At 38.1% G+C, this 23006-nt stretch carries 24 protein-coding genes; 4 read left to right on the top strand and 20 right to left on the bottom strand.

The features are described 5' to 3' along the window. Positions 1–37 precede the first annotated feature (37 nt). Complete coding sequence (locus FHR28_RS03125) at positions 38–583, top strand: XAC2610-related protein (protein ID WP_154129609.1); 546 nt, start codon at positions 38–40, stop codon at positions 581–583. A 108-nt stretch (positions 584–691) separates the two neighbouring features. Here FHR28_RS03125 and FHR28_RS03120 read toward each other — a convergent pair whose 3' ends face one another. The 4 genes from FHR28_RS03120 to FHR28_RS03105 form a co-directional block, all read right to left on the bottom strand. After that, positions 692–1348 carry a nuclease-related domain-containing protein gene (locus FHR28_RS03120; RefSeq protein ID WP_166781902.1) on the bottom strand — a complete coding sequence of 219 codons (657 nt, stop codon included), beginning with the start codon at positions 1346–1348 and terminating at the stop codon, positions 692–694. Positions 1349–1383: 35 nt separating this feature from the next. Beyond that, positions 1384–1866, bottom strand: coding sequence for a methylated-DNA--[protein]-cysteine S-methyltransferase (locus tag FHR28_RS03115; RefSeq protein ID WP_004723675.1), 483 nt, complete (start codon positions 1864–1866; stop codon positions 1384–1386). Between the two features lie 36 nt (positions 1867–1902). Further along, positions 1903–2220, bottom strand: coding sequence for a DMT family transporter (locus tag FHR28_RS03110; protein WP_034617609.1), 318 nt, complete (start codon positions 2218–2220; stop codon positions 1903–1905). Between the two features lie 109 nt (positions 2221–2329). After that, positions 2330–2647 (bottom strand): DMT family transporter, encoded by a 318-nt coding sequence (locus FHR28_RS03105; protein ID WP_056515587.1) that lies wholly within the window; start codon positions 2645–2647, stop codon positions 2330–2332. A 218-nt stretch (positions 2648–2865) separates the two neighbouring features. Between FHR28_RS03105 and FHR28_RS03100 the strand changes: the two genes are divergently transcribed. Further along, a complete protein-coding gene (locus tag FHR28_RS03100; RefSeq protein ID WP_166781901.1) occupies positions 2866–3357 on the top strand; it encodes a DUF6985 domain-containing protein in 492 nt (163 codons plus the stop codon). Between the two features lie 67 nt (positions 3358–3424). Further along, complete coding sequence (locus tag FHR28_RS03095; protein WP_166781900.1) at positions 3425–3817, top strand: GFA family protein; 393 nt, start codon at positions 3425–3427, stop codon at positions 3815–3817. A gap of 121 nt (positions 3818–3938) precedes the next feature. On the opposite strand, the gene FHR28_RS03090 is transcribed toward FHR28_RS03095, so the two are convergent. From FHR28_RS03090 to FHR28_RS03030, 13 genes are all read right to left on the bottom strand, one after another. Next, positions 3939–4865, bottom strand: coding sequence for a copper resistance protein B (locus FHR28_RS03090; protein WP_166781899.1), 927 nt, complete (start codon positions 4863–4865; stop codon positions 3939–3941). After that, positions 4852–6831, bottom strand: a complete 1980-nt coding sequence (locus FHR28_RS03085) for a multicopper oxidase domain-containing protein (RefSeq protein WP_166781898.1) — start codon at positions 6829–6831, stop codon at positions 4852–4854. The genes FHR28_RS03090 and FHR28_RS03085 overlap by 14 nt, the downstream gene beginning before the upstream one ends. A 55-nt stretch (positions 6832–6886) precedes the next feature. Then, on the bottom strand, positions 6887–7297 hold the full coding sequence (locus FHR28_RS03080; protein WP_228722730.1) for a hypothetical protein: 411 nt from the start codon (positions 7295–7297) through the stop codon (positions 6887–6889). A 408-nt stretch (positions 7298–7705) separates the two neighbouring features. Further along, a complete protein-coding gene (gene rpe, locus FHR28_RS03075; RefSeq protein WP_151801562.1) occupies positions 7706–8392 on the bottom strand; it encodes a ribulose-phosphate 3-epimerase in 687 nt (228 codons plus the stop codon). Between the two features lie 278 nt (positions 8393–8670). Next, positions 8671–9795: a M48 family metallopeptidase gene (locus FHR28_RS03070; protein WP_171527294.1), complete on the bottom strand. Its 1125-nt coding sequence runs from the start codon at positions 9793–9795 to the stop codon at positions 8671–8673. 20 nt (positions 9796–9815) lie between these two features. Then, positions 9816–10922 carry a YjgN family protein gene (locus tag FHR28_RS03065; protein ID WP_166781897.1) on the bottom strand — a complete coding sequence of 369 codons (1107 nt, stop codon included), beginning with the start codon at positions 10920–10922 and terminating at the stop codon, positions 9816–9818. Positions 10923–11081: 159 nt separating this feature from the next. Beyond that, the gene (fghA, locus tag FHR28_RS03060) at positions 11082–11918 is read right to left on the bottom strand and encodes an S-formylglutathione hydrolase (protein WP_056515610.1); all 837 of its coding nucleotides are present in this window, start codon (positions 11916–11918) and stop codon (positions 11082–11084) included. A 122-nt stretch (positions 11919–12040) separates the two neighbouring features. Further along, positions 12041–13459 (bottom strand): C13 family peptidase, encoded by a 1419-nt coding sequence (locus FHR28_RS03055; RefSeq protein ID WP_056515613.1) that lies wholly within the window; start codon positions 13457–13459, stop codon positions 12041–12043. A gap of 121 nt (positions 13460–13580) precedes the next feature. Then, complete coding sequence (locus tag FHR28_RS03050; RefSeq protein ID WP_154129599.1) at positions 13581–14399, bottom strand: class I SAM-dependent methyltransferase; 819 nt, start codon at positions 14397–14399, stop codon at positions 13581–13583. Further along, positions 14393–15217, bottom strand: a complete 825-nt coding sequence (locus FHR28_RS03045; RefSeq protein WP_004723699.1) for an undecaprenyl-diphosphate phosphatase — start codon at positions 15215–15217, stop codon at positions 14393–14395. Before FHR28_RS03045 ends, FHR28_RS03050 begins: the two co-directional genes overlap by 7 nt. A gap of 32 nt (positions 15218–15249) precedes the next feature. Continuing rightward, a complete protein-coding gene (tsaB, locus tag FHR28_RS03040) occupies positions 15250–15915 on the bottom strand; it encodes a tRNA (adenosine(37)-N6)-threonylcarbamoyltransferase complex dimerization subunit type 1 TsaB (RefSeq protein WP_166781896.1) in 666 nt (221 codons plus the stop codon). A gap of 168 nt (positions 15916–16083) precedes the next feature. Then, positions 16084–16617, bottom strand: coding sequence for a gamma carbonic anhydrase family protein (locus FHR28_RS03035; RefSeq protein ID WP_166781895.1), 534 nt, complete (start codon positions 16615–16617; stop codon positions 16084–16086). A 59-nt stretch (positions 16618–16676) separates the two neighbouring features. After that, the gene (locus tag FHR28_RS03030) at positions 16677–17291 is read right to left on the bottom strand and encodes a CoA pyrophosphatase (protein ID WP_056515624.1); all 615 of its coding nucleotides are present in this window, start codon (positions 17289–17291) and stop codon (positions 16677–16679) included. A gap of 125 nt (positions 17292–17416) precedes the next feature. Here FHR28_RS03030 and FHR28_RS03025 point away from each other — a divergent pair, with 125 nt between their 5' ends. Continuing rightward, positions 17417–17965 carry an NUDIX hydrolase gene (locus tag FHR28_RS03025; protein WP_034613876.1) on the top strand — a complete coding sequence of 183 codons (549 nt, stop codon included), beginning with the start codon at positions 17417–17419 and terminating at the stop codon, positions 17963–17965. A gap of 105 nt (positions 17966–18070) precedes the next feature. On the opposite strand, the gene FHR28_RS03020 is transcribed toward FHR28_RS03025, so the two are convergent. Genes FHR28_RS03020 through FHR28_RS03010 form a run of 3 tightly spaced genes read right to left on the bottom strand, consistent with a single transcriptional unit; the run spans position 18071 to position 23005 of the window. After that, complete coding sequence (locus FHR28_RS03020; protein ID WP_166781894.1) at positions 18071–20041, bottom strand: hypothetical protein; 1971 nt, start codon at positions 20039–20041, stop codon at positions 18071–18073. 10 nt (positions 20042–20051) lie between these two features. Then, complete coding sequence (filE, locus tag FHR28_RS03015) at positions 20052–21341, bottom strand: putative pilus assembly protein FilE (protein WP_166781893.1); 1290 nt, start codon at positions 21339–21341, stop codon at positions 20052–20054. Continuing rightward, entirely contained in the window at positions 21341–23005 is a 1665-nt protein-coding gene (locus FHR28_RS03010) for an OmpP1/FadL family transporter (RefSeq protein WP_166781892.1), read from the bottom strand. The genes filE and FHR28_RS03010 overlap by 1 nt, the downstream gene beginning before the upstream one ends. Between the last annotated feature and the right edge of the window lies 1 nt (position 23006).

Genomic DNA, 23006 nt, shown 5'->3' with positions numbered 1-23006 from the left:
ATCCCCTAAAACAATGGGAATGACAATGAGAATAATAATGTACAAAACACTCACGACAACAATGCTATCAAGTTTACTTTTAACCCCATTCGCATTTGCCCAACCTCAACAACAAACTGTAAATCGCAATATTAACGATGTAGTGAATGGGCAAAAAACCCATTTTATTTTTAAAGATGGCGATGACGAATCAGGTCAACTCATCATTCAAACAGCGGCTAAACAGCAAGCATTTGATCTTGCAGAATTACCATTTGAACGAAAACGACAGATTCATTTTCAAGACTATAATTTTGATGGATATACCGATATTGCTGTGTCTACACCTGACATGGGAATGGGGGTTTATTCTATTTTTGATATTTTTCTCTATCGACCTAAAAGTAAAGATTATCAAGTGTTGGACCAAGAAAAAATTGATTTTAGCCATGCACAATGTTCTGGATTGACGGATCTCAAACTGATTACCCAGAAGAAACAAATGACCAGCTCATGTCGAGGTGGCGCAAGATGGTGGATCGACACTTACCAATTTAAAAATGGGCAATGGAAATGGTTAAAGTCTAAAGCTGCGGATGAGTGATTTTTCCCCTCATCCTCTGCTGATCTTAATGCCACAGTTACAGGATACGGATCCAATCATACAAAAAATATAATTTAATCAGTACGATGTTGATTATGAGTAATATGTTCATTTCTCAGTATATTTATCTTTAAGGCTTTGTATATGTTGGCGATTGGTTTTCCACGACTTTTCTAAAATTTCTTTCTCTAGACGATACTGAATACGTTTTAATTTCATTGGAGAAATGTTGATTTGCTTAAATTGTTTGACATAATCTGTCCAACCTGCACCACGAAAGACGTGGTTTGGCATTTGGGTTTTAAATTCGCAATCAGGCATAAAAACTACGATTGAATGGATCTGAGTAGAATCAACAATATCTGTGAGCACACTTTCTAAAACTTTTTGGTGCTTATAATTTTGATGTAATGGATTTTGGAACTTATAGCTCTTTTTATAAATCTTTTGTGTCCAAATCTTTTGACGCTCGCCACCAAATATCCAACCTTTATAATTCTTTGTTTCAATGACAAAAATACCATAAGGACTTAATAAAATATGATCTATTTGGGTGGTCTGATTTTGCTCATCAGGCAGAGTACAATCATTTAATAAAATATAATTTTCTTTGTCTAAATAGAGTTTGACATGGGTGCTGACAGCAAATTCACCTATTTTCCCTTTTAAAAAGGGCTTAAAGAATTTAACCAGCGTAATCGCAACGAAAAGTAAAACGATCCAACCTAGATTTGATAATAATGGTGCAAAAATTTGAGCAATCATTTTAAATTGTAATGTAATAATGAATAGCGTTGAGTCTATGGCACTTGTTCAATTTTTAAAAGAATATCCTTATTATCCAACCCACCCGCGAAACCCACTAATTTACCATCAGCCCCGACCACACGATGACATGGCGCAATAATAGAGATGGGATTTTTACCATTCGCTGCGCCTACCGCCCGAACCGCTTTGACATTTCCGATCTGTTCTGCGATCTCTTTATAGCTACGCGTTTCACCAAATGGAATCGTCAATAAAGCTTGCCAAACTTTCTGCTGAAACTCAGTCCCCGCAAAATCTAGCGGTAAATCGAACTGGGTTCTTTTTCCTTGAAAATATTCATTCAATTGTTTCGCCGTCTCCAACAAAACAGGATGTGTATTGTTTTTAATTAATTCAGCCAGACGAACCCGTTTAGGATTTTCATTTTCCCAAAGTACTGCAACCAAGGCATGATCGTGGGCGACTAATTTTAATATCCCGACTGGGGAGCTCATTTCCATAAATGAAAGTTGCATGTCCTTATTCCCTTTCCAACTCACCAACAGCTTAACTTAGCTTGAAGATAATTTCATCAAAATAAGACCTGAAATAATCAATACAGCAGCCAACATCCGCATCGCTGAAGCAGCTTCACCTAAAAAGAAAATTCCGACAGCAAAAGAACCAATCGCACCAATACCTGTCCACACTGTATAAGCAGTACCAAGTGGTAATGTTTTCATTGCATAAGAAAGTAATGCAAAACTTGCAATCATAAAGATGATGGTCAAGATACTCGGTGTCAGCTTGGTAAACCCGTCAGACACCTTCATAAAATATGCCCAAACCACCTCAAGTACACCCGCAACTGCCAATAAAACCCATGCCATTACACATTCACCATTTTCTATTGGGTGTTTCCACTATTGATTACACCATGAACTACACGTAAAAAAAGTGCTATCTCCTACAGAAATAGCACTTAAACATTTCAATAAATTAAGTCGAAGAAAGTTTCATTAAAACTAAGCCAGAAACAATCAGTACAGCAGCGAACATACGCATTGCTGTTGCAGGTTCGCCCAAGATAAAAATACCAACCAAGAACGAGCCTATCGCTCCAATCCCTGTCCAAATGGTATAAGCAGTTCCCAATGGCAAAGTACGCATCGCATATGCCAATAGACCAAAGCTTAAAATCATGAAAAATAAGGTGACAATACTTGGTGTAAGCTTTGTAAAACCTTCGGACAATTTCATACTATATGCCCAAACGATTTCAAAGATACCTGCAAAAATAAGAAAAACCCAAGCCATGACCAGCTCCAAATTTAAATTAGAATCAGGCCGTCCTGACGATTTTTCTCAAATTGAGGGAGGTCGTTCCTCCTGAAGAAGCCTAATTATATCAACTCATGTTGAGGAATTTATTAAAATTTACAAAATTTGACCTTTTTTACATTTCGAATAATTTTTTTTCATGAGGCTTACTTTATGATCAAGCATGCTAAATATAAAAATCAGGAATCAAAACCATGAAACATGATTATTGGGGTGATATCCACCCGAGCTGGGCTGGGTTTAGTTCAGAAACATTTTTTTCACATTGTTTTTTTAATCAAAATGCTGATCGGGAGATTTTCTTAGGGGAAGAGTTTGATGAAGATGGCGATGAAATCGAAGAAACGCCCAATCTAGATCAACTCAACGCTTTTGCGAAAACCTACCAGTTATTTATCAACAGTATTGAACAACATATTCAGACCATTCAGCAACATGCTTTTGAACGCTATCAAAAGCTTTATGCACATTATTATGAAAATCCAGAAAAATCAGGTGAGGCTGCATTGAATATTCAAGATGTGGAATCTCATAATCCTTATATACAGACCATGTTAAATTTGCGTGTGAGTGCACCCGATACCTTAACCCTCTCTATTCACTATGATTTAGATACAGAGCATGGAATGGAATTTAAGTTTGTAAATAACCAGCTTGAACGTGTTGCTGGCATTGCAGAAACTTAAAGACATGACATAAATGCTTTTTTTTGATAAATTAATTATTTAGCTTTCCTAAAAAGAGAAAATAATTATGATTAAAGGTAGTTGTTGCTGCGGTTCCATAAAATTTGAATTAAATACTACGCCCGATATGATGGGAACATGCCACTGTTCTCGTTGTCGAAAATTAGGTTCTAGCACAATTGTTTTCGTTAAAAAAGAATCTTTTAATTTGCTTCAAGGTAAAGAGTTCATACAAACATATACTCCTGAATCTCCATTTGCTTATGCCCGAACATTCTGTAAAAGATGTGGAACAGCTTTAGGTGAAATTGGCTCAAACAGTGAGTCTTTTCCTGTGCCTGTGAATTGTTTAGATGATGATCCTGTGCTTAGAAATCAATTTCATGTTTTTGTTTCGTCCAAACCCGTTTGGTATGAAATATGCGATTCAGCCACACAATTCCAAGAAAATCCGACATGATACCAATCACTCATAAATTACATTAAATCATGAATTGTCGATTTATCTAAAAAATTAAGATTACATTTAAAAAGGTCACTCCCAAAGAAGTGACCTTTTGCTTTATACGAAAAACGAAAGCTTAGAATCTAAAACGCAGACCTGCACCATATAACCAACCTGATTCGGAGTTAGTTGCAGTTTGCCATGCTGTCTCTTTGTTACCTTTAGAATATGCATAGGCCACACTTACATAAGGCATCACCTTTTTTGTGATTTCATAACGGGTTTCTAAACCTGTTTTAATACTGTTTAGGCCTGTTTTTTGGGCATAGCGTGAATCATCGCTAAAGACCACATTTAAATCTAAATAAGGCTTTAAAATCAGCTTTTGTGTCAATAATAAATCACGTTCAGTTTCTAGGCTAAATGCAACCCGACTGTCCTGTCCGAAATACAGATAAGCATCGGTTTCAAAAAAGTACTGCGCCAAGCCGTGTAAACCCAAAGCCGCATCTACACGTTCCTGATCAGTGGTTCGTTCAGGATTATCACTGTAGCGCACACCCGCCTGTACATCCCAAAAATCAGCAATGTTACGGCTATAGAGGGCACTTAGATCATATTCTATTTTGTCTGATTCAGCCTTACTGGAGCTCCCTTTAATGAATAACTTATTTTCATCAGTACCTATGCGTAACTCTAAAGATGAATCTAAAGTACCTTTTCCATCTTCATCCAGCATCCAAGCATTATCAATAGTCACTCGCTGATAAACCTGCGCACCATGTTCTTTACGATGATCATGGGTACTATGTGAAGCTATGCTTTCCTCTCCCGTAGTGGTTGTAAGCGCTTGATGCTGTGTATGATCTACAGGATTGCTTTGCTCATCCAACTGATTCATTTTTGAATGATCCATGCTTGAATGATCAGTCACGACAGCTGAGTCTGTCGCAATACTCACATCATTTTGCATCTGATGCCCTTCATGGGCCAAAGCCAAACCACTCAGCATAAGTAATGAACTTGCCAGAACTGATTTAGAAAAAAGATTAATGATTTGCATGTTCGTCTCCTTTCACTTCAGCCTTTTGAGTGGTATTTGTTGTTTGAACTGGCTGGGTGGACACTTTGCCATCACTCACATTGGCAACAATCAATTTATTCATCATCCCTGCACTCATGTGGTAGAGCAAATGACAATGGATTGCCCATTCACCCAATTCATCAGCGGTTAATAATGCTGTAACTGTTTTTGCAGGTGGTATAACAATGGTGTGTTTATTGGGCATATCCGCAGCAGGCTGACCATTTTCCAATTGCATAAACATGCCGTGTAAATGCATTGGATGTGCCATCATACTGTCATTGATAAATTTAATTCGGATACGTTCGCCGTATTTCACTTTGAGTGGTTCAGCATCACTGAATTTTTTACCATTAATTGTCCAAACGTAGCGTTCCATGGTTCCGCCTAAACGAATTACCAATTCACTGGTGGCATCCCGAGTATCAGGTTGTGGGGTTAGTGATTTTAAATCACTGTATTGCAGTGCTTTATCTCCTTGCGGTGTCGAGGCATTTGCCCAACCATAAACCACTTGATCATTTTTTTGCGCTGCCGATGAATTGCGATGCTGTGAATGATCCATAGCTTGGGTATCATTCGCATTCATTTTTGAATGATCCATACCCTGCATATCGTCAGCATTCATTTTTGAATGATCCATACCTTGCATATCGTCAGCATTCATTTTTGAATGATCCATGCCTTGCATATCGTCAGCATTCATTTTTGAATGATCCATGCCTTGCATATCGTCAGCATTCATTTTTGAATGATCCATACCTTGCATTTCGTTGGCATTCATTTTTGAATGATCCATGCCTGACATATCACCCATACTCATCTTAGAGTGATCCATCCCTCCGCCACCATGACCTCCCATATCTTCCATAGTCAGCACAGCACGTGGACGAGCAGCAGGCATATGAATAGCAGCACTTTTTGCTGTTAATTCATTGTGGAGTGTTCCAATCGCAAATCCTGAACGGTCAATAGACTCTGCCTCAATCTGATAATGATTGGTTTTAGGTTCAACAATCACATCATAGGTTTCAGCAGTACCTATACGAAATTCATCCACAGCCACTGGCTTTACAGGCTGCCCATCGGCACTGACCACTGTCATTTTAAGCTGAGGTATACGTACATCAAAGAACGACATTGCCGATGCATTCACAAAGCGCAGTCGAACTTTTTCATTTGGCTTAAACAGACCCGTCCAATTTTGTTCAGGGGTTTTTCCGTTTACAAGAAAGGTATAACCTGTCACATCTGACATATCTGTTTTTAACATACGCATCTGATTCCACATTTTGCGATCAGACCACGTTGCTTTTAGACCATCACGTTGTAACTGTTTCCAAACATCCCCTAATGTTTCACGTCGATTTTGATAATATTCTGCGGAAACCTTTAGATTTTTTTGGATCTGGTCACTGGTTTGCTCATGAAAATCCGACAACATCACCACATAATCACGCTCTGTGCGTTCATGCGCTGCCAGCGGTTTTTTATTCTTTGGATAAATCACTAAAGAACCATATAAACCATCCTGTTCTTGGCCTTTCGAATGGGCATGATACCAATAGGTTCCACTCTGACGAACTTTGAACTTATAGACAAATTCTTCGTTGGGTTTGATCCCGTTATAACCATTAAAGCCAGGTACACCATCCATAATGCCTGGCAATAATAGACCATGCCAATGGATCGATGAATCTTGGTTCTTTAAATTATTTTTAACTCGAATCACCGCTTCATCACCTTCTTCAAATTCTAAAAGTGGTGCGGGGAACTGGCCATTTACAGTAATTCGTTTTACCGGTTTACCTGTTACATTGACAATTCCTTCATCAATGCTGAGTTGATATTCTTTAATTGCGGCAATTCCCCAAGTTGAGGAGACCAAGCACAATGTCGCAATCAAGCTTTGAGCTAATCGCTTTTGAGATAACTGAATAAACATAACTTAACCTAAATTTTAACAAGCAACTTTGAATAAAAAAGTGTCTAAAATCAGATTAAGCTTTTGGAGGGCGTAGGATTTCTTGCCAATGCCCTGCGAGGTGCTGAGCTTGGTAATTGATTTGATAGGCTTGAGTATTGTGCAGGTGATCAGGTGCAATCAATTTTGGAATATCAGGATTGAACCAAACCACTGAAGATTGGCATGAGAATGCAGCACAATCTAGACATTTAGTCAGTTGCCTATCTTGAGATTGAACCTGTTGATTATGGCAATCTTTTAGATTTTGCGCCTGTTGCTCATGATTGAGATGCGAGTTTTGATCATTTTGTTTTTGTTGTATATCTGCACAGTGCTGTTTCATTTCTTGTACAACACTGTTTTTCATCATCGATTGATGTTCATCTAAAAGCGATGAATTCATCATTTGCTCATGTTGCATCACATTTACAGATGCAATAGACACACTGCTCCACCCTATGGCAAAAACCATAAGACAAACAAACCAAAGCCGTTTGTGCAGTTGTCTAAACAAAACTAAAACCTATGTTTTAATCTAAGATGAAGCTAAAGCATAGCCAATAATGACGAGTTTGGCAAATATCACGCGGAAAGATTGCCAATATCACTGAATAATTTTCCATCAACTGCACTTTGAATAAAAAATGAATAATTAAATTGATGAGTAGCGGACTATTCTTATTAAAAAAGAGCTCGTTTGAGCTCTTTTTAAACAAAAATTGCATGTGTGATAAACGATTGATCACCCTTTGATTAATCTATACCCAGCTTATCCATATGCTTATCAACATGGTTATCCATATAGTTATCATCAAAGTTATCCACAATTCACACAATACATTTGTGGAAAAGTTTAAGCCGAAACTTGTCCAACTTTTGCTAATTCAGCGCGCATTTCGTTAATCACAGCTTGATAATCAGGTTTACTAAAAATCGCCGAACCAGCAACAAACATGTCTGCTCCCGCTTCAGCAATTTCACGGATATTTGCTGGCCCAACACCGCCATCAATTTCTAAACGAATGTCACGACCTGAAGCATCAATAATTTTACGTGCCTCACGTAATTTATCCAAAGTGGTAGGAATAAATTTTTGACCGCCAAAGCCAGGGTTTACACTCATCAAAAGCACTTGATCCACTTTATCTAAAACATAGTCGAGATAGTGCAAAGGTGTTGCTGGATTAAACACTAAACCTGCTTTAGCACCACCATCTTTAATCAATTGTAATGAACGGTCGATATGATGCGTTGCTTCAGGATGAAAAGTAATAATATCTGCGCCTGCTTCTAAGAAATCACCAATCATACGATCAACAGGGGAAACCATAAGATGCACATCAATTGGGGCTTTGATCCCATATTTCTTTAATGCCTTACATATACCCGCACCAAAAGTTAGGTTTGGAACATAGTGGTTATCCATGACATCAAAGTGGACAACATCTGCACCAGCTGCCAATACATGTTCCACATCTTCACCCAGACGGGCAAAATCAGCAGATAAAATTGAAGGTGCAATCAGATATGGCTTGGACATGAAACAACCTGGCAAAGATAAAAATTTTTCCTATTATAACAAACTTACCCTACTGGGTTGTTTTAAAAAGCAACAGTTTTACTCATCTTGGTTAATTTATCAGATCATAGCAATCAACCTAGTTTAATCAACGACTGCCTATTACTTGATGATATGGGTTTTAACGAGTGCTCTGGTCTTTGAGAAAAATACAAAAAAATAAAGGGCTTAATTAAGCCCTAGATCAAGTCACCGCCACCTTGCATAATCTATAGATAAGCATCGCTTATCTTTATTGTTTAAGGTTTAGCCTGTTGTTTTTTCTCAAAATCACGAACCATTTTAACGCGTTCTTCAGTTGCAGGATGTGAAGACAATGCATCAAAAATCTCTAAAGAGCTCTCTTTTTCAGTAGATTCATTTTGAGGTTGTTTTTTATTTGGATCCGCTTTTTTATCAGCTTCAGCCGTTTTGCCTGCTTGCTTTGGTTTTTCTTCCAACGCAGTTTCATCACCTAAGCGTTGTAAGAAGTTAGCAAAATGAGACACTTCAATGCCTTTACGATCCATCAATTTCAGCGCATACATATCCGCCTCAGCTTCAAATTTGCGTGAATAATTTGCACCGATCATCGCAGCAGGTAACGAGGTCAATAAGTCTGAACTGTCTCCCGTCATGGCAATATACAGCACACTCAACCCCAAACTGGTCAAGCCTTGCTGTAAGCTATGGCGTTCAACCAAATGCCCTTGTTCATGTGCCAATACACCTAAAATCTCTTGATCACTATGCGCCATTTCAACCAGTTCATCGGTGATAATAATCGTATTGTTGGGTAAAGCCACCGCATTGGCGCCCAATCGCCCACCTTCACGAAAGACCAATTTTGCTGGCTTTCCTTCAGCGATGGTATTTAGATATTGCTTGGAAATTTGATCTTTTTGACCTTGTGCCAAATGACTGGGGTTAGTCCAATTATTCAACACATATTTTTCCGCTTCATCGCCTAATTTATTTAAACTATTTTCAGGCAGCTGAAAAGCAACATAATGCGATGCCGCAGGAACACCCCATTTTACTAAAGCAAAAACAAAAGCCACCACAAAGATGATACTGAATACAATTAAACTTGGAGAACGTTCTAATTTCCAGATCGAATGCTGGACATTTTTAGCCCCCAAATTAAACCATTCTGGTAAAGCACCCTGAAATTCAATACGTGCATCATCTTTAAGCTCAATCGCAGGATTTAATTGCCCAAGTGCGCCAATTAATTCCATATCGCGATATGCATAACGGCGTTGATGCTCTAAACGCTCACCATACTGAATCAGCACTTCGGACTCAGATTGAGCAGAAAGTTGGGCATGGTGTGGTTTAGACACCACACCATCATAGAAAATGACTTCTATTGGTCGTGACATAAATTATTCAACTCATATCATTATAAAGAAATATCAATGTCAAAGATGTCGCTAATCTCTTCAGCTAAAGCACTTTGCTCTTGCTGTGCAAGATTCATCATTTGATCTGGATCATCATGCAAAATTAAACTCATCGACTCAACTTGATATTTGTGAATACGAATTGCCGCCCAGGCAGACATTAAACCAATACTTAATATTTTAACCAGCCAATTTGATGCCACAATCCATGCATAACGCCATTGATTACAATCTGTTTTAAATTGGCTGCTGCCAACTGTTGTATTGTTCCATGTGGTAATAAAAATACGTGCCGCGATCAATGGATAAATAAACAACCCTGCCACAGCGTACATCGCAAAGATACCAAAGATAAAAAAGTTTGGCGTATACCCTGCAATAAGGCCGATAATACCGAAATAGATAATGCCAAATGCCAGCATAATTCCAAAAGACATAAAAATTGGAATGTAAACTGCCGCCATATAAGCTGACCAATCAGCATTCAATTTAAAATCCAACTGCCCTGCATATAAATGATCGATGTAGTATTTTTTATACAACCAGATCGCAACAGGAGCAAATATCCCTAAACTAAAAATATAAATTAAAATACTCAGAAAAAAGACTTTATAGGATTCTTTTGTGGTTCCCGCAAAATAAAACCGACTGTTGCCGAATTTGCTGTTTCTTGCGGTAAAGCGCATTGTTGCCCGAATCAGCCATGGCACTGCTGCATACAGCACCACTAAACCAACCACCGTCGCAATCATGGAATACTGCGAGGAAATTGAAAAGGCGGCATAAATACCCAATGCAATCAAACGTCCAACTAAAATCTTGGTGGGGATACCAGTAAAGTCAAAACGTCTTTTAAAGAATTCAGTATTACCATAAAAATAACGTAAACGACGTACTTTCGCCCAAGGCGCGTACAAACTTAAGGTAATGATGGTCAATAAGATATTCACAATCCATATACCAAAATATTCCATCGCATCACCGTGAAATTTAAAACGGTGAATTCTAGGATATTGCTGATCTACGGGTTGCTGTATTTCTGGTGGTGTAACGCCTTTTTCCAAACTCAAATGACTCGGAAATGGAGGCGGTATTTGTTCTTGCATATTCTTCTCTTTATTCAAATTATTTGATGACAATCTAAAATGATATGAAATAAAAAACCTCAAAAAGCAGTTTATATTTTTTCTGCGCTGAAAGAAATAGAGTAAAAGCAAACAACGATTTACTTTTACTCAAAATTCAGTTTTTGTTAGACGATTCAATTATTTTTGTAGTTGCAAAGCATGAAATTGTAAATGGTCATCAATAAAACTTTGAATGAAATAATAACCGTGATCATAACCTTCATGAAATCTTAAGGTGAGTTTTTGCCCAACTTTATGACAAGCTTGTTGGTATTTCTCGGGATTCAATTGACTATAAAACTGATCTTTTATACCTTGATCGATAAGCACTTCGTCAAATAACTGACCTTTAGAAAGCAGTAATTGAGTCGCATCATGCTTTGTCCACTCAGACTGATCAGCGCCTAAATAATGAGAAAAAGCCTTTTCACCCCAAGGACATTCTGTCGGTGCACAAATCGGTGCAAATGCAGATACTGATTTAAAATAATTTGGATATTTCCAAGCCAGTGTTAGTGCGCCATGCCCGCCCATACTATGACCAAAGATTCCCACAGCTTCAGATTGAATCGGTAAATTTTTTATTAGCAATGGATAAAGTTCATCTACAATATAACTTTCCATCTGAAAATGCTCAGCCCAAGGTGCTTGAGTTGCATTGAGATAGAATCCTGCACCCTGCCCCAAATCCCATGAATCGCCTTGTGCAACGTGTTCACCACGAGGTGATGTATCAGGTGTAATCAAGATTAAACCAAGCTGAGATGCCAAGCGCTGTGCATGCGCCTTTATGATAAAGGTTTCTTCTGTACAGGTCAGTCCTGCTAAATAGAATAATGCAGGACATTTCTGCCCTTTTAATGCTTGAGGCGGAAGATATGTCGCAAACTTCGTTGCCCCTTTTAAATAATTTGACTGAGTTTGGTAAATTCTTTGTTCACCATCAAAACAGATATTTTTACTTAAAAGTTCCATCAGCGCATCGCTCCACATTTTGATCTTTAAATTGTTTAGGGCTACCGTCTTATAGCATCAATAGATTCAACTCAATATAAATTAAAGCGCTTTTGCTTTCGCATTTAAAACGCCGTTATTTATCATGGCTTTTGTTGCGTATCCAATTTTACATTTTGGGTTTGTGCAGAAGTGATAACACCCTGTTGTGGAAATAAATGTTGTTCCAACTGCGGTAACATCATTTCCATATTTTTCCCAATCACCCATTGCGGCTCAGATGGATCAAAACCTTGTGCATTTTCCCATTTTGCAACTGTTTCAGTCGCTTCTTTAAATGCGGCTTTGAGAGAACCTTGCTCACGCATTGCCTGATCAAAGAAAGCTCGACCAAAATAAGTATAATCGGCTTCATTTGAACATCCAAATGAGGCACGATCTGCTGCTGAAGCAGTAATAATCAAAGTATCTGGTGATTGGAGTGCTGAAACAAAGCTACCGGAATAACAGGCTGAAATCACGATCACTTTCCAGCGAATACCCGATTTATCGAGGGTTTCTCTTAACCATTTTGGATCGACATCATCCAAATTAATCGGTTCATTTTCTAGTTCAAAACGATTAGGTAAGCCATGAGAAGTCATATAAAGAAATAATACATCACTTTCGCGATTCATCTGTTGGCCAATACGGCGTAAAGCAAGGTCAATACTGGTTTTAGATGCAATAGGAGTGTCTTTAATACTTTGTGGGTTATTGACCAACTCAACAGAGCGTCCAAAGGTTCCAAAGCGGGTATCAAATTGTTCTTTAATTCGATCTATTTCAAATTTGAACACGTCTTGATAACTTGCACCAGCAACACCTAAAAAGTACCAATGCGTTTGAGCAAACTCACCAAACTGAACCTGTTCCAATGCCTTATTGAGTAAATGGCTTTGTGCATAAAAAGCATTTTCACTGATCGTTGGAGGAACGTCTTCTACTTTCCAAATCGGCTGTTCCTTAATCGAAACCTGCCAAGTGAACAAAGTGGCTACAGTAGCAAACATGATCAAAGCACGTTCCCACCATGGCCATTTTAATTCTCTTGAAAATACCCACACCACAGCAAGGCTTTGCCAAATAAACAAAGCAAAAAATAGCAGTGGGATTACATCGTAAGTGAAATAAGGTAGTAGATCTTGATTGCCCAAATATTGCAGCAAGCATTGAAACAACATGATGTGCGTATCAAGCACCAGCCATAACAGTGCTGGAACCAACATCAAACGCGGATTATTGGTTCGTTGTGATAGGAAAATCCCTACAATTAAGGCAATAAAAGGCCACAATGCGTAGCTGACAAGACCTTGCCGATTAAAAACACCACCATCACCAGCAACTAACCAGCTAAATAGTGTATTGGCACCTGCACCCAACAGCCCCCAAAAAATCAATTGAAGAATCGATGGACGAACAATTTGTAAAGACTTTCGCGAACCTAAGAATAACCAAATCCCTGCACGTTGGTTACTTTTCAAATCATGCCAAAAGTTAATCGAGGGTTTAAGATCTATCATAAAGATTCTGTTAAGGCAGTGGCTTCAATCAGCCTATCTAGTTTAGGCTTGGCTAAAAAATTATCAATGTTTGATTTAACTATATATCAATAATTCGACTATTATTGAAACAGTTACCAAATTACTCAATAAGATTGCTGTTAAAATAGGCATCAAAACGACAAGCATCACCTTGCCATTGATGATCGGTTGCCTGATCATTTAAAAATACAGCCAGTCTAGGACGTTTTACCACAACTCGCTTAGCAATTTGACGTGCTAAGACTAAAAGATGATCGCCTAAATCCATTTCACCATCTTCAGGTAAAAGCATGTGTAATAGCTGCATTTGCTTTTTCACTTGTGCCTGCTTTTTTATGGCTTGCTGATTTTGATCCCGTTGCGGAAACATCGGATCTAAATAAACAACATCGACAGTTTGATGGGTGATGATCAATTGTTGTAAATATTCAGCTGAATCAGAAAAAATCAAATCAATACGCTCAACAACTTTGGCTAAAAACGGGTCGTTTTCCAGCTGTTTTTTTGAATCTTCCAGTAAAGTAAATAAAATTGGATGACGTTCGATCAGGGTTACTTTCGCCCCTAAGTGTGCCATCAACAATGCGTCATGCCCTAGACCAGCAGTTGCATCAATTAAGTTTGGTTTTTCTGAAATATTACATGCCCGTGCAATCATTTCAGATTTTAAACTCGCACGTTTTAAACGTGGGATCTCAGCTTTCCAGTCAGGTTGCATTTTCATGCCATTGGCGCACAGGCTTAACCCTTGCTCATCAACACACAAGGCAAGTTCAGGGTTCAATCTTAAAAACCGTGCATTGAGTTTTTCAATCGTTGCAATGTTTACCACGACACCACGTAAAGAAAGCACAGTTTGGTAGGACTGTGCTTTCTCAAAAAATGTGGATTCAGTAAATAAGCGAATTTCGCTTACCATAATTTCCAACCTGTTAATGCAAACAATAAAATCAACAAACCTGAAGCAATACGATACCAAGCAAAGACCATGAAATCACGCTTAGAAACATAAGCCACCAAAACACGGATCAAAATTAAAGCAGAAACAAAAGAAACAATTAGCCCTACAAAGAATACGGTCCAATCTTGTGTTGTTTCATAAATATGGTAATTTTTAAAAAGATCTAATAAGCCTGCACCAACAATGACAGGTATACCGAGGAAGAACGAAAATTCAGTTGCAGCCTTACGCGATACACCCAACATCATGCCGCCAATAATGGTTGCACCGGAACGTGAAGTCCCTGGAATAAGCGCCAATACCTGAATTAAACCAATATAAATCGCTTCTTTAATCGAGATATTTTCCACTTCTACCGCATTGACTTTTGGCGGATTTTTTTCAACCCACCAAATAATTAAACCACCGACAATCAAACCAATCGCCACAGAAATATCATTAAACAACAACTCTTTTACAATATCGCCAAAGGTTAGGCCAACCAGCATAATTGGAATAGAGGCTGCAATAATACTGATCCCAAGATGACGCCCTTTCGGTTCACCTGAAAACAAACCAATTGCTGCACCCCAAAGCTTGCCCCAATACTCATAAATCACCGCAGCGATTGCACCCATTTGAATAGCAACGACAAATAAGTCACTTTTTTCTTTGGTCCAGAAATTCATTAATTCAGATGCAAGAATTAAATGCCCTGTACTTGAGATAGGTAAGAATTCGGTAATACCTTCAACAATACCCATAATGGCTGCTTTGAGTAGCAGTAAAAGATCCATTGTGAAATCCTAAAAATTAAAGCGAAAAACGATTATGGTTTACCTTGTTCTGGAATTTTCTTCCATGCATTATCACGTAAATATACAGGTAAAGCTTGTTCTGCACTCAACCATTGCTTTTGCAGTGCATTTTGACGCGCAATTGTGGCGATATCATTAGCGGAGGCAGTAATCTGTTGAAACGCAACAGCCTCTACATTCACCAAAGCTGAACCTGAACCGATCAAGGTATATTTTTGATATTCTGCAGCATGTTGATAGTCTAATAATTTTTCTTCGTCTACAAGTTGCATAATGTTATTTTGGTCAAGCTTAAAACTTGCCATATAAACTTCTTGCATACGTGCATCTAAAACAGCCGTGACTTCAATCAATTGGGCTTGCTGATAAGCAGCTTGCGCCAAAGCTTGCAAGGTTGAAACTGGAATCACAGGAATATCATTTGCCCAGGCTAAAGCTTGAGTCACTGCTGCATTGATACGTACACCACTAAATGAACCTGGCCCACGGCTAAATGCAATTGCAGTCAAGTCTTTACTGGAAATTTGATTTTGCTCAAAACCTTGCTCAATCATCGGCAAAATGGTTTGAGTTTGTGCTTTTGCTCGCGTATCAAGTTGAAAATAGAGTGTTTGAGTTTCATCAACAATCGAAACGGAACACTGCTCATTGGCAGTTTCCAATGCCAGCAATTTCATGCACAACCTTACTGTGTTAAAAATGCTGCCTATGATACTCCACTCATTTCAATAGCGCGAGGGCTTAGAGATAAAGCCAGTCAGATAAAATCCATTAGACCAAAATAATCCATAAAAATGCCAAGACATTGTGCTTGGCATTTAAGTGATAATTTTAAAACCACGACTTTAATCAAATTTAAATTCTTCTAAATCAATAAAATTCTTGTAATGGGATGCATAGTGCAAAGCACTCATTTTTAATAAATTCTCTGCATTCTCATCCAAAGTTCGCACGACTTTACCTGGTGAGCCCACCACCAAAGAATTATCGGGAATAACTTTACCTTCAGGAATCAAACTATTTGCACCGATGATGCAATTTTTACCAATCACAGCATGATTTAAAACCACGGCGTTAATACCAATTAGACTGTTATCGCCTATCGTACAACCATGCAACATGGCTTGATGCCCAATGGTTACATAATCGCCAACGGTTAATTCAATCCCAGTGTCTGTATGTAAAACGGCATTTTCTTGAACATTACTAAAATTCCCAATATGAATTTTGGCATTGTCGGCACGAATGACTGCACCAAACCAGACACTGACTTGTTGCCCCAGTTCGACCTGACCAATCACCGTCGCATTATCCGCAATCCAACCATCAAAAGGTGCATGCAAAGCTTTTGGCATAAAACCTTTAAATTTATACATCATGGTATTACATTCCTTTGAGATACTTTGAGACCATTCGCTTTGATCATAGCTTTTCAGCATTACTTTTTATTGAATATTTGTGATTTAAATGATGGAGAATTCAATAAAAATGGCCAGTTTTTTTGATAGTCCAAACCATATTTAAATAATGAAATTAGAATTCTGGCGGTTAAGCCCCAAATGATTTCATTTTCAATTCTTAGGCTGGGAAAATAAACCGATTGATGTGCCAAACGCACCTCATAAGGAATAGGCTGTGATTCCATCATTTTTTTAATCGGTGCATAGAATATACGATCAATTTCACTTGGCTGAGCAATCAATTGAATATCTGGCGGGATTAATCCAACAACAGGTTTTACTGTCATTCCACTTTTCGCCCGTTCCATGGGTAAATCACCAATCAGCTTAACATCAAAGGGATTGAGTGCTGTTTCTTCCCATGCTTCTCGCAAAGCCACAACGATATTACTGGTATCATTTGGATCACGCTTTCCACCTGGAAAGGAAACTTCTCCAGCATGATTTGATAAATAAGCAGAACGTCTGGTCAGCAAAATTTTAGGATCAGCTTCTTGAGTAATTGCAATGAGCACTGCGGCATTGGCGGCATAGGTTCTTTTGCCAAAACGTAATCGATTTTGCAATACTTGGGTTAGCTCATCATCCTTCATTGATCTCACTCTATCTTTTTTGTTCTCGTTCTATCATATAGGAAATTTTATCGATAAGGCTATAAATGATGCGAAAGTAGAATTTTTCAGTTATGCTGAGTTATCTCACATTTTTAATGAAGCTTATGAGTTTTTGCAGTGCTTGTGGTCATCCAACCATAGAAAAAATTCCTTTAGGTGATCAAAAAATCCGTAAAGTTTGTACACACTGCGGCACCATTCATTATGTTAACCCTAAAGTGATTTGTGGCGCTTTGGCGATCTGGGAAAATAAAGTTTTACTATGTCGTCGTGCAATAGAACCACGTTATGGACTATGGACCTTACCTGCTGGTTATATGGAACTTTTTGAAACCATGGAACAAGGTGCAGCACGCGAAACACGTGAAGAATCTGAAGCTGAGGTTGAAATTGAACAACTTTACTGCATGTATAATATTCCACGGATTGGGCAAGTTTATGTTTTGTTTAAAACACAAATAAAAGATGGTGTATTTGGTGCTGGTGAGGAAACTATCGAAAGTCGTTTATTTGAAGAACATGAAATTCCTTGGAACGATTTAGCTTTCCCAAGTGTAGAACGCACATTAAGACATTATTTTGAAGACCGTAAAACCAATACCTTTCCAATGCATCTTGAAACATTAGGCACCCGATTAGATCAGACAGGATAATCACAAATAGATATTGCTTCGACCAATGGTTGAGCATTAAAAATATGAGCACAAAAAAGCCTCAATTCAAATCACTTGAATTGAGGCTTTTTTAATTAACATAAATTACTTGGTTTTAATGGTATAACACTGCGGTAAGCTTACAGTTAAAGTCCCTTTTTGACGCTTCGCTAGCTCCTTTTGCTCGTTGGTAAGCTTATTTTGATTGGCTTCTACAATATTATACATCGACTGATAAACTGCTTGTAAATTTAACCAAGTCGCTGTAGTAGGAACATCCCCGTTCCAACTGGTAATATTGACACCACTGGTGGTATTCTGTTCATTAATTAATCTCTGAAGATTTAAACGTATACCACCAGAAGATTCAGAGGCTTTAGCTAGGTCTTCTGGAGATGTCTTACCTGAAGATGTATTGATGGGTCTAACAATTAATGTTTCATTTAAACCCGCTAATGCGCCATCAAGACTGCCAAATACAGGATTGGCCAAAATCATACGTAGTGTAATCGACTTTTCAACATCCCCTCTAATATAAGCTGTACCTGTAGTACCAATACGATATTGTTGTACATCTGTTTCTTTATCTATATAAGTGATTGGATCTACCTCAGCACATGTATCTGAATTTAGCGCACCATTTTTACCTAAATTGGTGCGAATATTTCCATTTTCATCAATCACAATACCGAGTGTTTGCCTATTTGGAGAAACCTCTTTATTATCAAACGTAAATGTAATATTCGCATACAGTGGGAAATAATATTTTTCGCCTGTTTTCACTGTGTTTTTAGTAAGAAAAACTTTTCGATCCAAATAGTTGGCAGAATTGGTTTTATAAATATCAATTCCGCCAGAAAGCTGATCTCCATTTAAAGTTTGGCGCCATTTGCCATATACCGTTGGATCTGTAGGTGCTGTTGTTGCACCTGTTACTTGCTTATACATATATTCGGTACCAGCAACATTGGTATTATTCAGCAAAGTACCCTGATAAATTTCAAGCTTATCCGTTGAATTTTGATCTTTTTTAAACACCAGTGGATTAGTAATTTTACGGGTGAGTGGATTGATCCAACCTTGTTGACCATTTACATTGAGTTTTTCTGGAGCAACTTGGCTTAACAATAAAAACCTTAAGAGTGTGTTAGTAATATCATTATTATTGTTATTATTCCCTTCTATTTTTTGAGGTACACCGACCCACTGCATTGCATAGCCTGTGGTATAACCCTGACGGTCAGTGACTAAATACATATTGGCAATAGATTCATTTTTGGTACTTAATTCACTTTTACCTGAAAAACCTTGAATATCGGCATTTACAGTATTTAAAATAAGGAAATTTGTCGAATAATTATTAACCAATGATTGTTGAATCAAGCGTTGCGCAGTCGCGACTCCTGAAGCTTCATCGACACTATCAATATTGACCCACGGTTTTAATTTTTCAACATAGCTACCATTGATAAAGTCGCTTACAACAATATCTGCATTGACTGCTTTTAAATTATTTTTAATATTATCCGTTAAATCAAGAAGCTGAATATCACCAACCTGATTGGTATCTTGCTCCAATCCAATTGCTTGGAAAACGCGAACCAACCCAACCATCACTTTAAATGTCTCATCACTCATGGTCATACTTGTTGGTGGCTTGCCTGTCATAGCACTTGCAATATCAATCAAGCCGATTGTTGCAATTTGTCCTCGAATTTTCAAAGGACGAATTTTTGCAAGATCAACATCACCTAAAACAATTTTTCTTTCCGATTGAGAACCTTTTATATAGAATTTCGCTTTATCACCAATTAAACAGCCACCGACTGCTGCCCCTCCTTCGATTTTAGTCATGTAATGATTTTTAGTATTTCCACTACAATCAAAATTTAAACCTTCTATTGGATAGTCAACATTAAAGCCCAAACATTTTTCATCAATTGAATTACAACCATTTGCATACATAGTCATGCCTTTATATGGATCTTCATTGACTGTTGCGCTTTCACCACCACACCCTACGAGTGTTAGGCCTAAACTTGTTAAAACTAAAGGGGCGAATAATCTTTTTTTCATATCTTCATCCTTACTGAAGTACACTCAGCTTAATTTGTCCATGATTTGTTAATTGTTTATTTTCCACATCTAAAGCTGAGGATAATGGAGTTAAAAATAAATATACAGCCTGATCAGGTTTTCTTAAAACGCCTTCCATAGCCGCATATTGTAAATTATTGTCGTGAGATTCTTCATTTTTAAAACCGCTGACACCTTCGAGAACACAGCCTTGCCCATCTAAAAATACCACCAAAGGCCAATAATAGCTTTGAAGCTTTGAAGAGGATGCATAGGATGTTAATAAAATATTTTGCACTTGAGAATCTAATTTCACCACTTCATAAGCAAAGGTCTCTTTGATTGGAGCAACTGGCCACAAGCCAACTTCCTGATTTTTTATGGATAAATCTTTTGCTTTAGCTATTTTTTTACCAGAAAAACACGCTTGTTCTAAATTATGAACAACTTCATCTTTAGGTAAACGAAAATAGGTTGAAGATAAAACAACTGGCTTTTTTTCTTTCGATTCTGAATTGCCGCGAATACTATTTAAAAGACTCGCACTTAGACCTTTTTGCCGTTCGATGGTTTCATAACGACCATGCACTGCGCCGATCTCAGGCGTCATATAAAATCTTTTTTTACCTTCTAAATTAAATTCACGATCCTCTAAATACTCATTATTGACATATTGTTCACCATCAATAACGGTGAAATGCTGATCCTCTATCGTTTGAGTACTTTTTGGGGCAACTTCTTTATTGGTCTTGACCGCAGTTTGGTCTACTGGCGTTATTTTCTCTAGTTTCTCAACCTTATTGGTTTTTTGAGTAATATCAGCGGGCTGCTGTGGAGGTTTTTCCACAACAAGCTGAGGTACTATCATCTGTGACGCTGGTGGTAAAGGCTGATCAGGTATCTGAACAGGGCTTTGAATTTTAGCTTTATGCTCCATTAAAGCGGGTTGCTGTGCAGGCTGAGCAGTAGTAACCGCTGATGGCGTATTTTTAGGCGCTCTCTCTTTTTGACTTTGTTTAACGATAGCTGGAGCTTCTATTATTGGTACATTAGGCTTGGCAGCTTGAGTCTCTTGTATTTGTTTGACTTCTATTATTGGTTTAACATCTTGTATTGGTTTATTTTTTTGCTTTATATCTACTTTTGGAGCTGCTTCAGGTTTTTGAACAATCATCGGATGTCCATCAGGGCCAATAATTGTATAAAAATTGGCAGCATAAGAAATTGATGTGGCTAGACTAAAACTTAAAGCTAGCCACAAAGAAGTTACGACTGTTTTTTTTCCAACATTCAAACGCATTACCATCTCGTTCTGTAGTTAAGCCCTAGAATTGTAACTTTTGTATTGGTCTTTACATTTAAACCAGCATATGGGTTGAGTAACAAGTTATCCACCCCTGTTTTATTAGCCAAACTACTGGTATTTGCTGGAATATTATCTCGGCTACGCAAGAAACCGATCGATAAGTCGATATCACTATCTTCATCAAAACGATAACCTAAACCTAAACCAAATAATTGTGCATTGTTAATCGGCACCATGGTATTACGTTTATCATCGGGGATCGCACTGGCACGAGGTTCATAACCAGCACGAAGTTTTAGACGATCATTTGCTGAATACTCAATACCAATTCCCCAGCTCCACGATGATTGAAAGCCTAGTGGAAAAGCCAATGAGGTATCTGTGACTTGATTGGATAATAATTTGGCAATTTTTAATGCTGAAATTTGTCGATCAAATTCAAACTGAAACTTTTCCCATGCTTTAAAGTCGGTCCAGCCCACATCAAAATTCACCTGTAAATCAGGTAAAATCTTATATTTTATACCGGTTTGAAAATGAGCAGGATATTCCAAATCCATTGAAATCAAACCTGATTCGGTTGGTGGAATATAGCCTGGAAAACCTAAAATCGCCGCAAGAATTTGACCTGTTGCTGAAGAGTTTAAGCCTTTTATAAGCTCGCGTGGTGCGTTGGCATTATCGATAAAATATTTACCTTTCATACGCATTTTGGCGGAACTTTGATACACCATACCAAAACCGAAGTTTTCTGTAGGTTCCCACATTAAACCTAAGTTATAACTTGGGCTTAAACTTTGCTCAAGACTCACCTGCATTTTGCCGAATTGACCAAATGGGTTCATGCCTTCATCCGCATTACAAATACCAAATAATAGAAGATCTGTAATCACATTCGAATTATTACGGAAAGGCCCACAAACCGATTCATCAATCAATCTTAGAACACCGATCATTTCATTTGGAAATCTTAAATCGGTTTTTAATGCCATTGCGTTGTATGACATCCCGATCGAAGCACCAATAGACAATTCATCGCTGACTTGGTATGCAATAGATGGAGACAAATAGGTTATACGCTCAATGGCAACTTGCTGCCCCATATAGTTACCTGGGTTACCATCTTCTGAGCCAAAACCTGCCACCATTGGTGCATATACAGCAGTTGCATAGGTCAATTTTGAGCCTGGAGGATTATAAGAAATCCCTCCCGTTGGCGCTAACACTGGCCAGCCTGGTCCCAAATCCACGACTTTTTTTAGAATGGGGACATATAAACTTGCATACTCTACATCGCCACGCACTGAATCTTTATAATCTGTACAAAGCCCCGAAGGATTGTCTGGTGCATCATTACAGATCAATGGGTCATCAGAATAACCAAATACGTTATAACCAGGTGGCGCAGAAAATTCACGTTGTATATCAAAGTTTGCAACAATCCCTTGTACGTCAGTTTGTAAGCCTTTGAGTTTCGTTAATGCTGCGGGGTTAAAATGAATCGCACTAATTCCAGGTGGGTCTGCAGTTACTGCATTCCCCATGGTTAGTGAGCGTATATCTACCGATAGGTTAAGTCCTAACGCCGCAAATACTTGAGTTGAACACCCTGTTAATAAAATCGCTGTAACTAATGGGCGCAAACGTATGTTTTTCATA

The sequence above is a fragment of the Acinetobacter sp. BIGb0196 genome (genome assembly GCF_011759595.1).
Classification (GTDB): Bacteria; Pseudomonadota; Gammaproteobacteria; order Pseudomonadales; family Moraxellaceae; genus Acinetobacter; species Acinetobacter guillouiae.
The sequence above is the reverse complement of the archived record's forward strand: the minus strand, read 5'-3'. Positions and strand labels throughout refer to the sequence as shown.

Excerpts from the sequence above, each read along its gene's own strand:
- FHR28_RS03105 (WP_056515587.1), bottom strand. The coding sequence starts at position 2,647 with ATGGCTTGGGTTTTTCTTATTTTTGCAGGTATCTTTGAAATCGTTTGG.
- FHR28_RS03120 (WP_166781902.1), bottom strand. The coding sequence starts at position 1,348 with ATGATTGCTCAAATTTTTGCACCATTATTATCAAATCTAGGTTGGATC.
- FHR28_RS03050 (WP_154129599.1), bottom strand. The coding sequence starts at position 14,399 with ATGGTAAGCGAAATTCGCTTATTTACTGAATCCACATTTTTTGAGAAA.
- FHR28_RS03055 (WP_056515613.1), bottom strand. The coding sequence starts at position 13,459 with ATGATAGATCTTAAACCCTCGATTAACTTTTGGCATGATTTGAAAAGT.
- FHR28_RS03090 (WP_166781899.1), bottom strand. The coding sequence starts at position 4,865 with ATGCAAATCATTAATCTTTTTTCTAAATCAGTTCTGGCAAGTTCATTA.
- FHR28_RS03035 (WP_166781895.1), bottom strand. The coding sequence starts at position 16,617 with ATGATGTATAAATTTAAAGGTTTTATGCCAAAAGCTTTGCATGCACCT.
- fghA (WP_056515610.1), bottom strand. The coding sequence starts at position 11,918 with ATGGAACTTTTAAGTAAAAATATCTGTTTTGATGGTGAACAAAGAATT.
- rpe (WP_151801562.1), bottom strand. The coding sequence starts at position 8,392 with ATGTCCAAGCCATATCTGATTGCACCTTCAATTTTATCTGCTGATTTT.
- FHR28_RS03025 (WP_034613876.1), top strand. The coding sequence starts at position 17,417 with ATGAGTTTTTGCAGTGCTTGTGGTCATCCAACCATAGAAAAAATTCCT.
- filE (WP_166781893.1), bottom strand. The coding sequence starts at position 21,341 with ATGCGTTTGAATGTTGGAAAAAAAACAGTCGTAACTTCTTTGTGGCTA.
- FHR28_RS03070 (WP_171527294.1), bottom strand. The coding sequence starts at position 9,795 with ATGTCACGACCAATAGAAGTCATTTTCTATGATGGTGTGGTGTCTAAA.
- FHR28_RS03115 (WP_004723675.1), bottom strand. The coding sequence starts at position 1,866 with ATGCAACTTTCATTTATGGAAATGAGCTCCCCAGTCGGGATATTAAAA.
- FHR28_RS03110 (WP_034617609.1), bottom strand. The coding sequence starts at position 2,220 with ATGGCATGGGTTTTATTGGCAGTTGCGGGTGTACTTGAGGTGGTTTGG.
- FHR28_RS03085 (WP_166781898.1), bottom strand. The coding sequence starts at position 6,831 with ATGTTTATTCAGTTATCTCAAAAGCGATTAGCTCAAAGCTTGATTGCG.
- FHR28_RS03030 (WP_056515624.1), bottom strand. The coding sequence starts at position 17,291 with ATGAAGGATGATGAGCTAACCCAAGTATTGCAAAATCGATTACGTTTT.
- FHR28_RS03045 (WP_004723699.1), bottom strand. The coding sequence starts at position 15,217 with ATGGATCTTTTACTGCTACTCAAAGCAGCCATTATGGGTATTGTTGAA.
- FHR28_RS03065 (WP_166781897.1), bottom strand. The coding sequence starts at position 10,922 with ATGCAAGAACAAATACCGCCTCCATTTCCGAGTCATTTGAGTTTGGAA.
- FHR28_RS03125 (WP_154129609.1), top strand. The coding sequence starts at position 38 with ATGTACAAAACACTCACGACAACAATGCTATCAAGTTTACTTTTAACC.
- tsaB (WP_166781896.1), bottom strand. The coding sequence starts at position 15,915 with ATGAAATTGCTGGCATTGGAAACTGCCAATGAGCAGTGTTCCGTTTCG.
- FHR28_RS03095 (WP_166781900.1), top strand. The coding sequence starts at position 3,425 with ATGATTAAAGGTAGTTGTTGCTGCGGTTCCATAAAATTTGAATTAAAT.
- FHR28_RS03100 (WP_166781901.1), top strand. The coding sequence starts at position 2,866 with ATGAAACATGATTATTGGGGTGATATCCACCCGAGCTGGGCTGGGTTT.
- FHR28_RS03010 (WP_166781892.1), bottom strand. The coding sequence starts at position 23,005 with ATGAAAAACATACGTTTGCGCCCATTAGTTACAGCGATTTTATTAACA.
- FHR28_RS03020 (WP_166781894.1), bottom strand. The coding sequence starts at position 20,041 with ATGAAAAAAAGATTATTCGCCCCTTTAGTTTTAACAAGTTTAGGCCTA.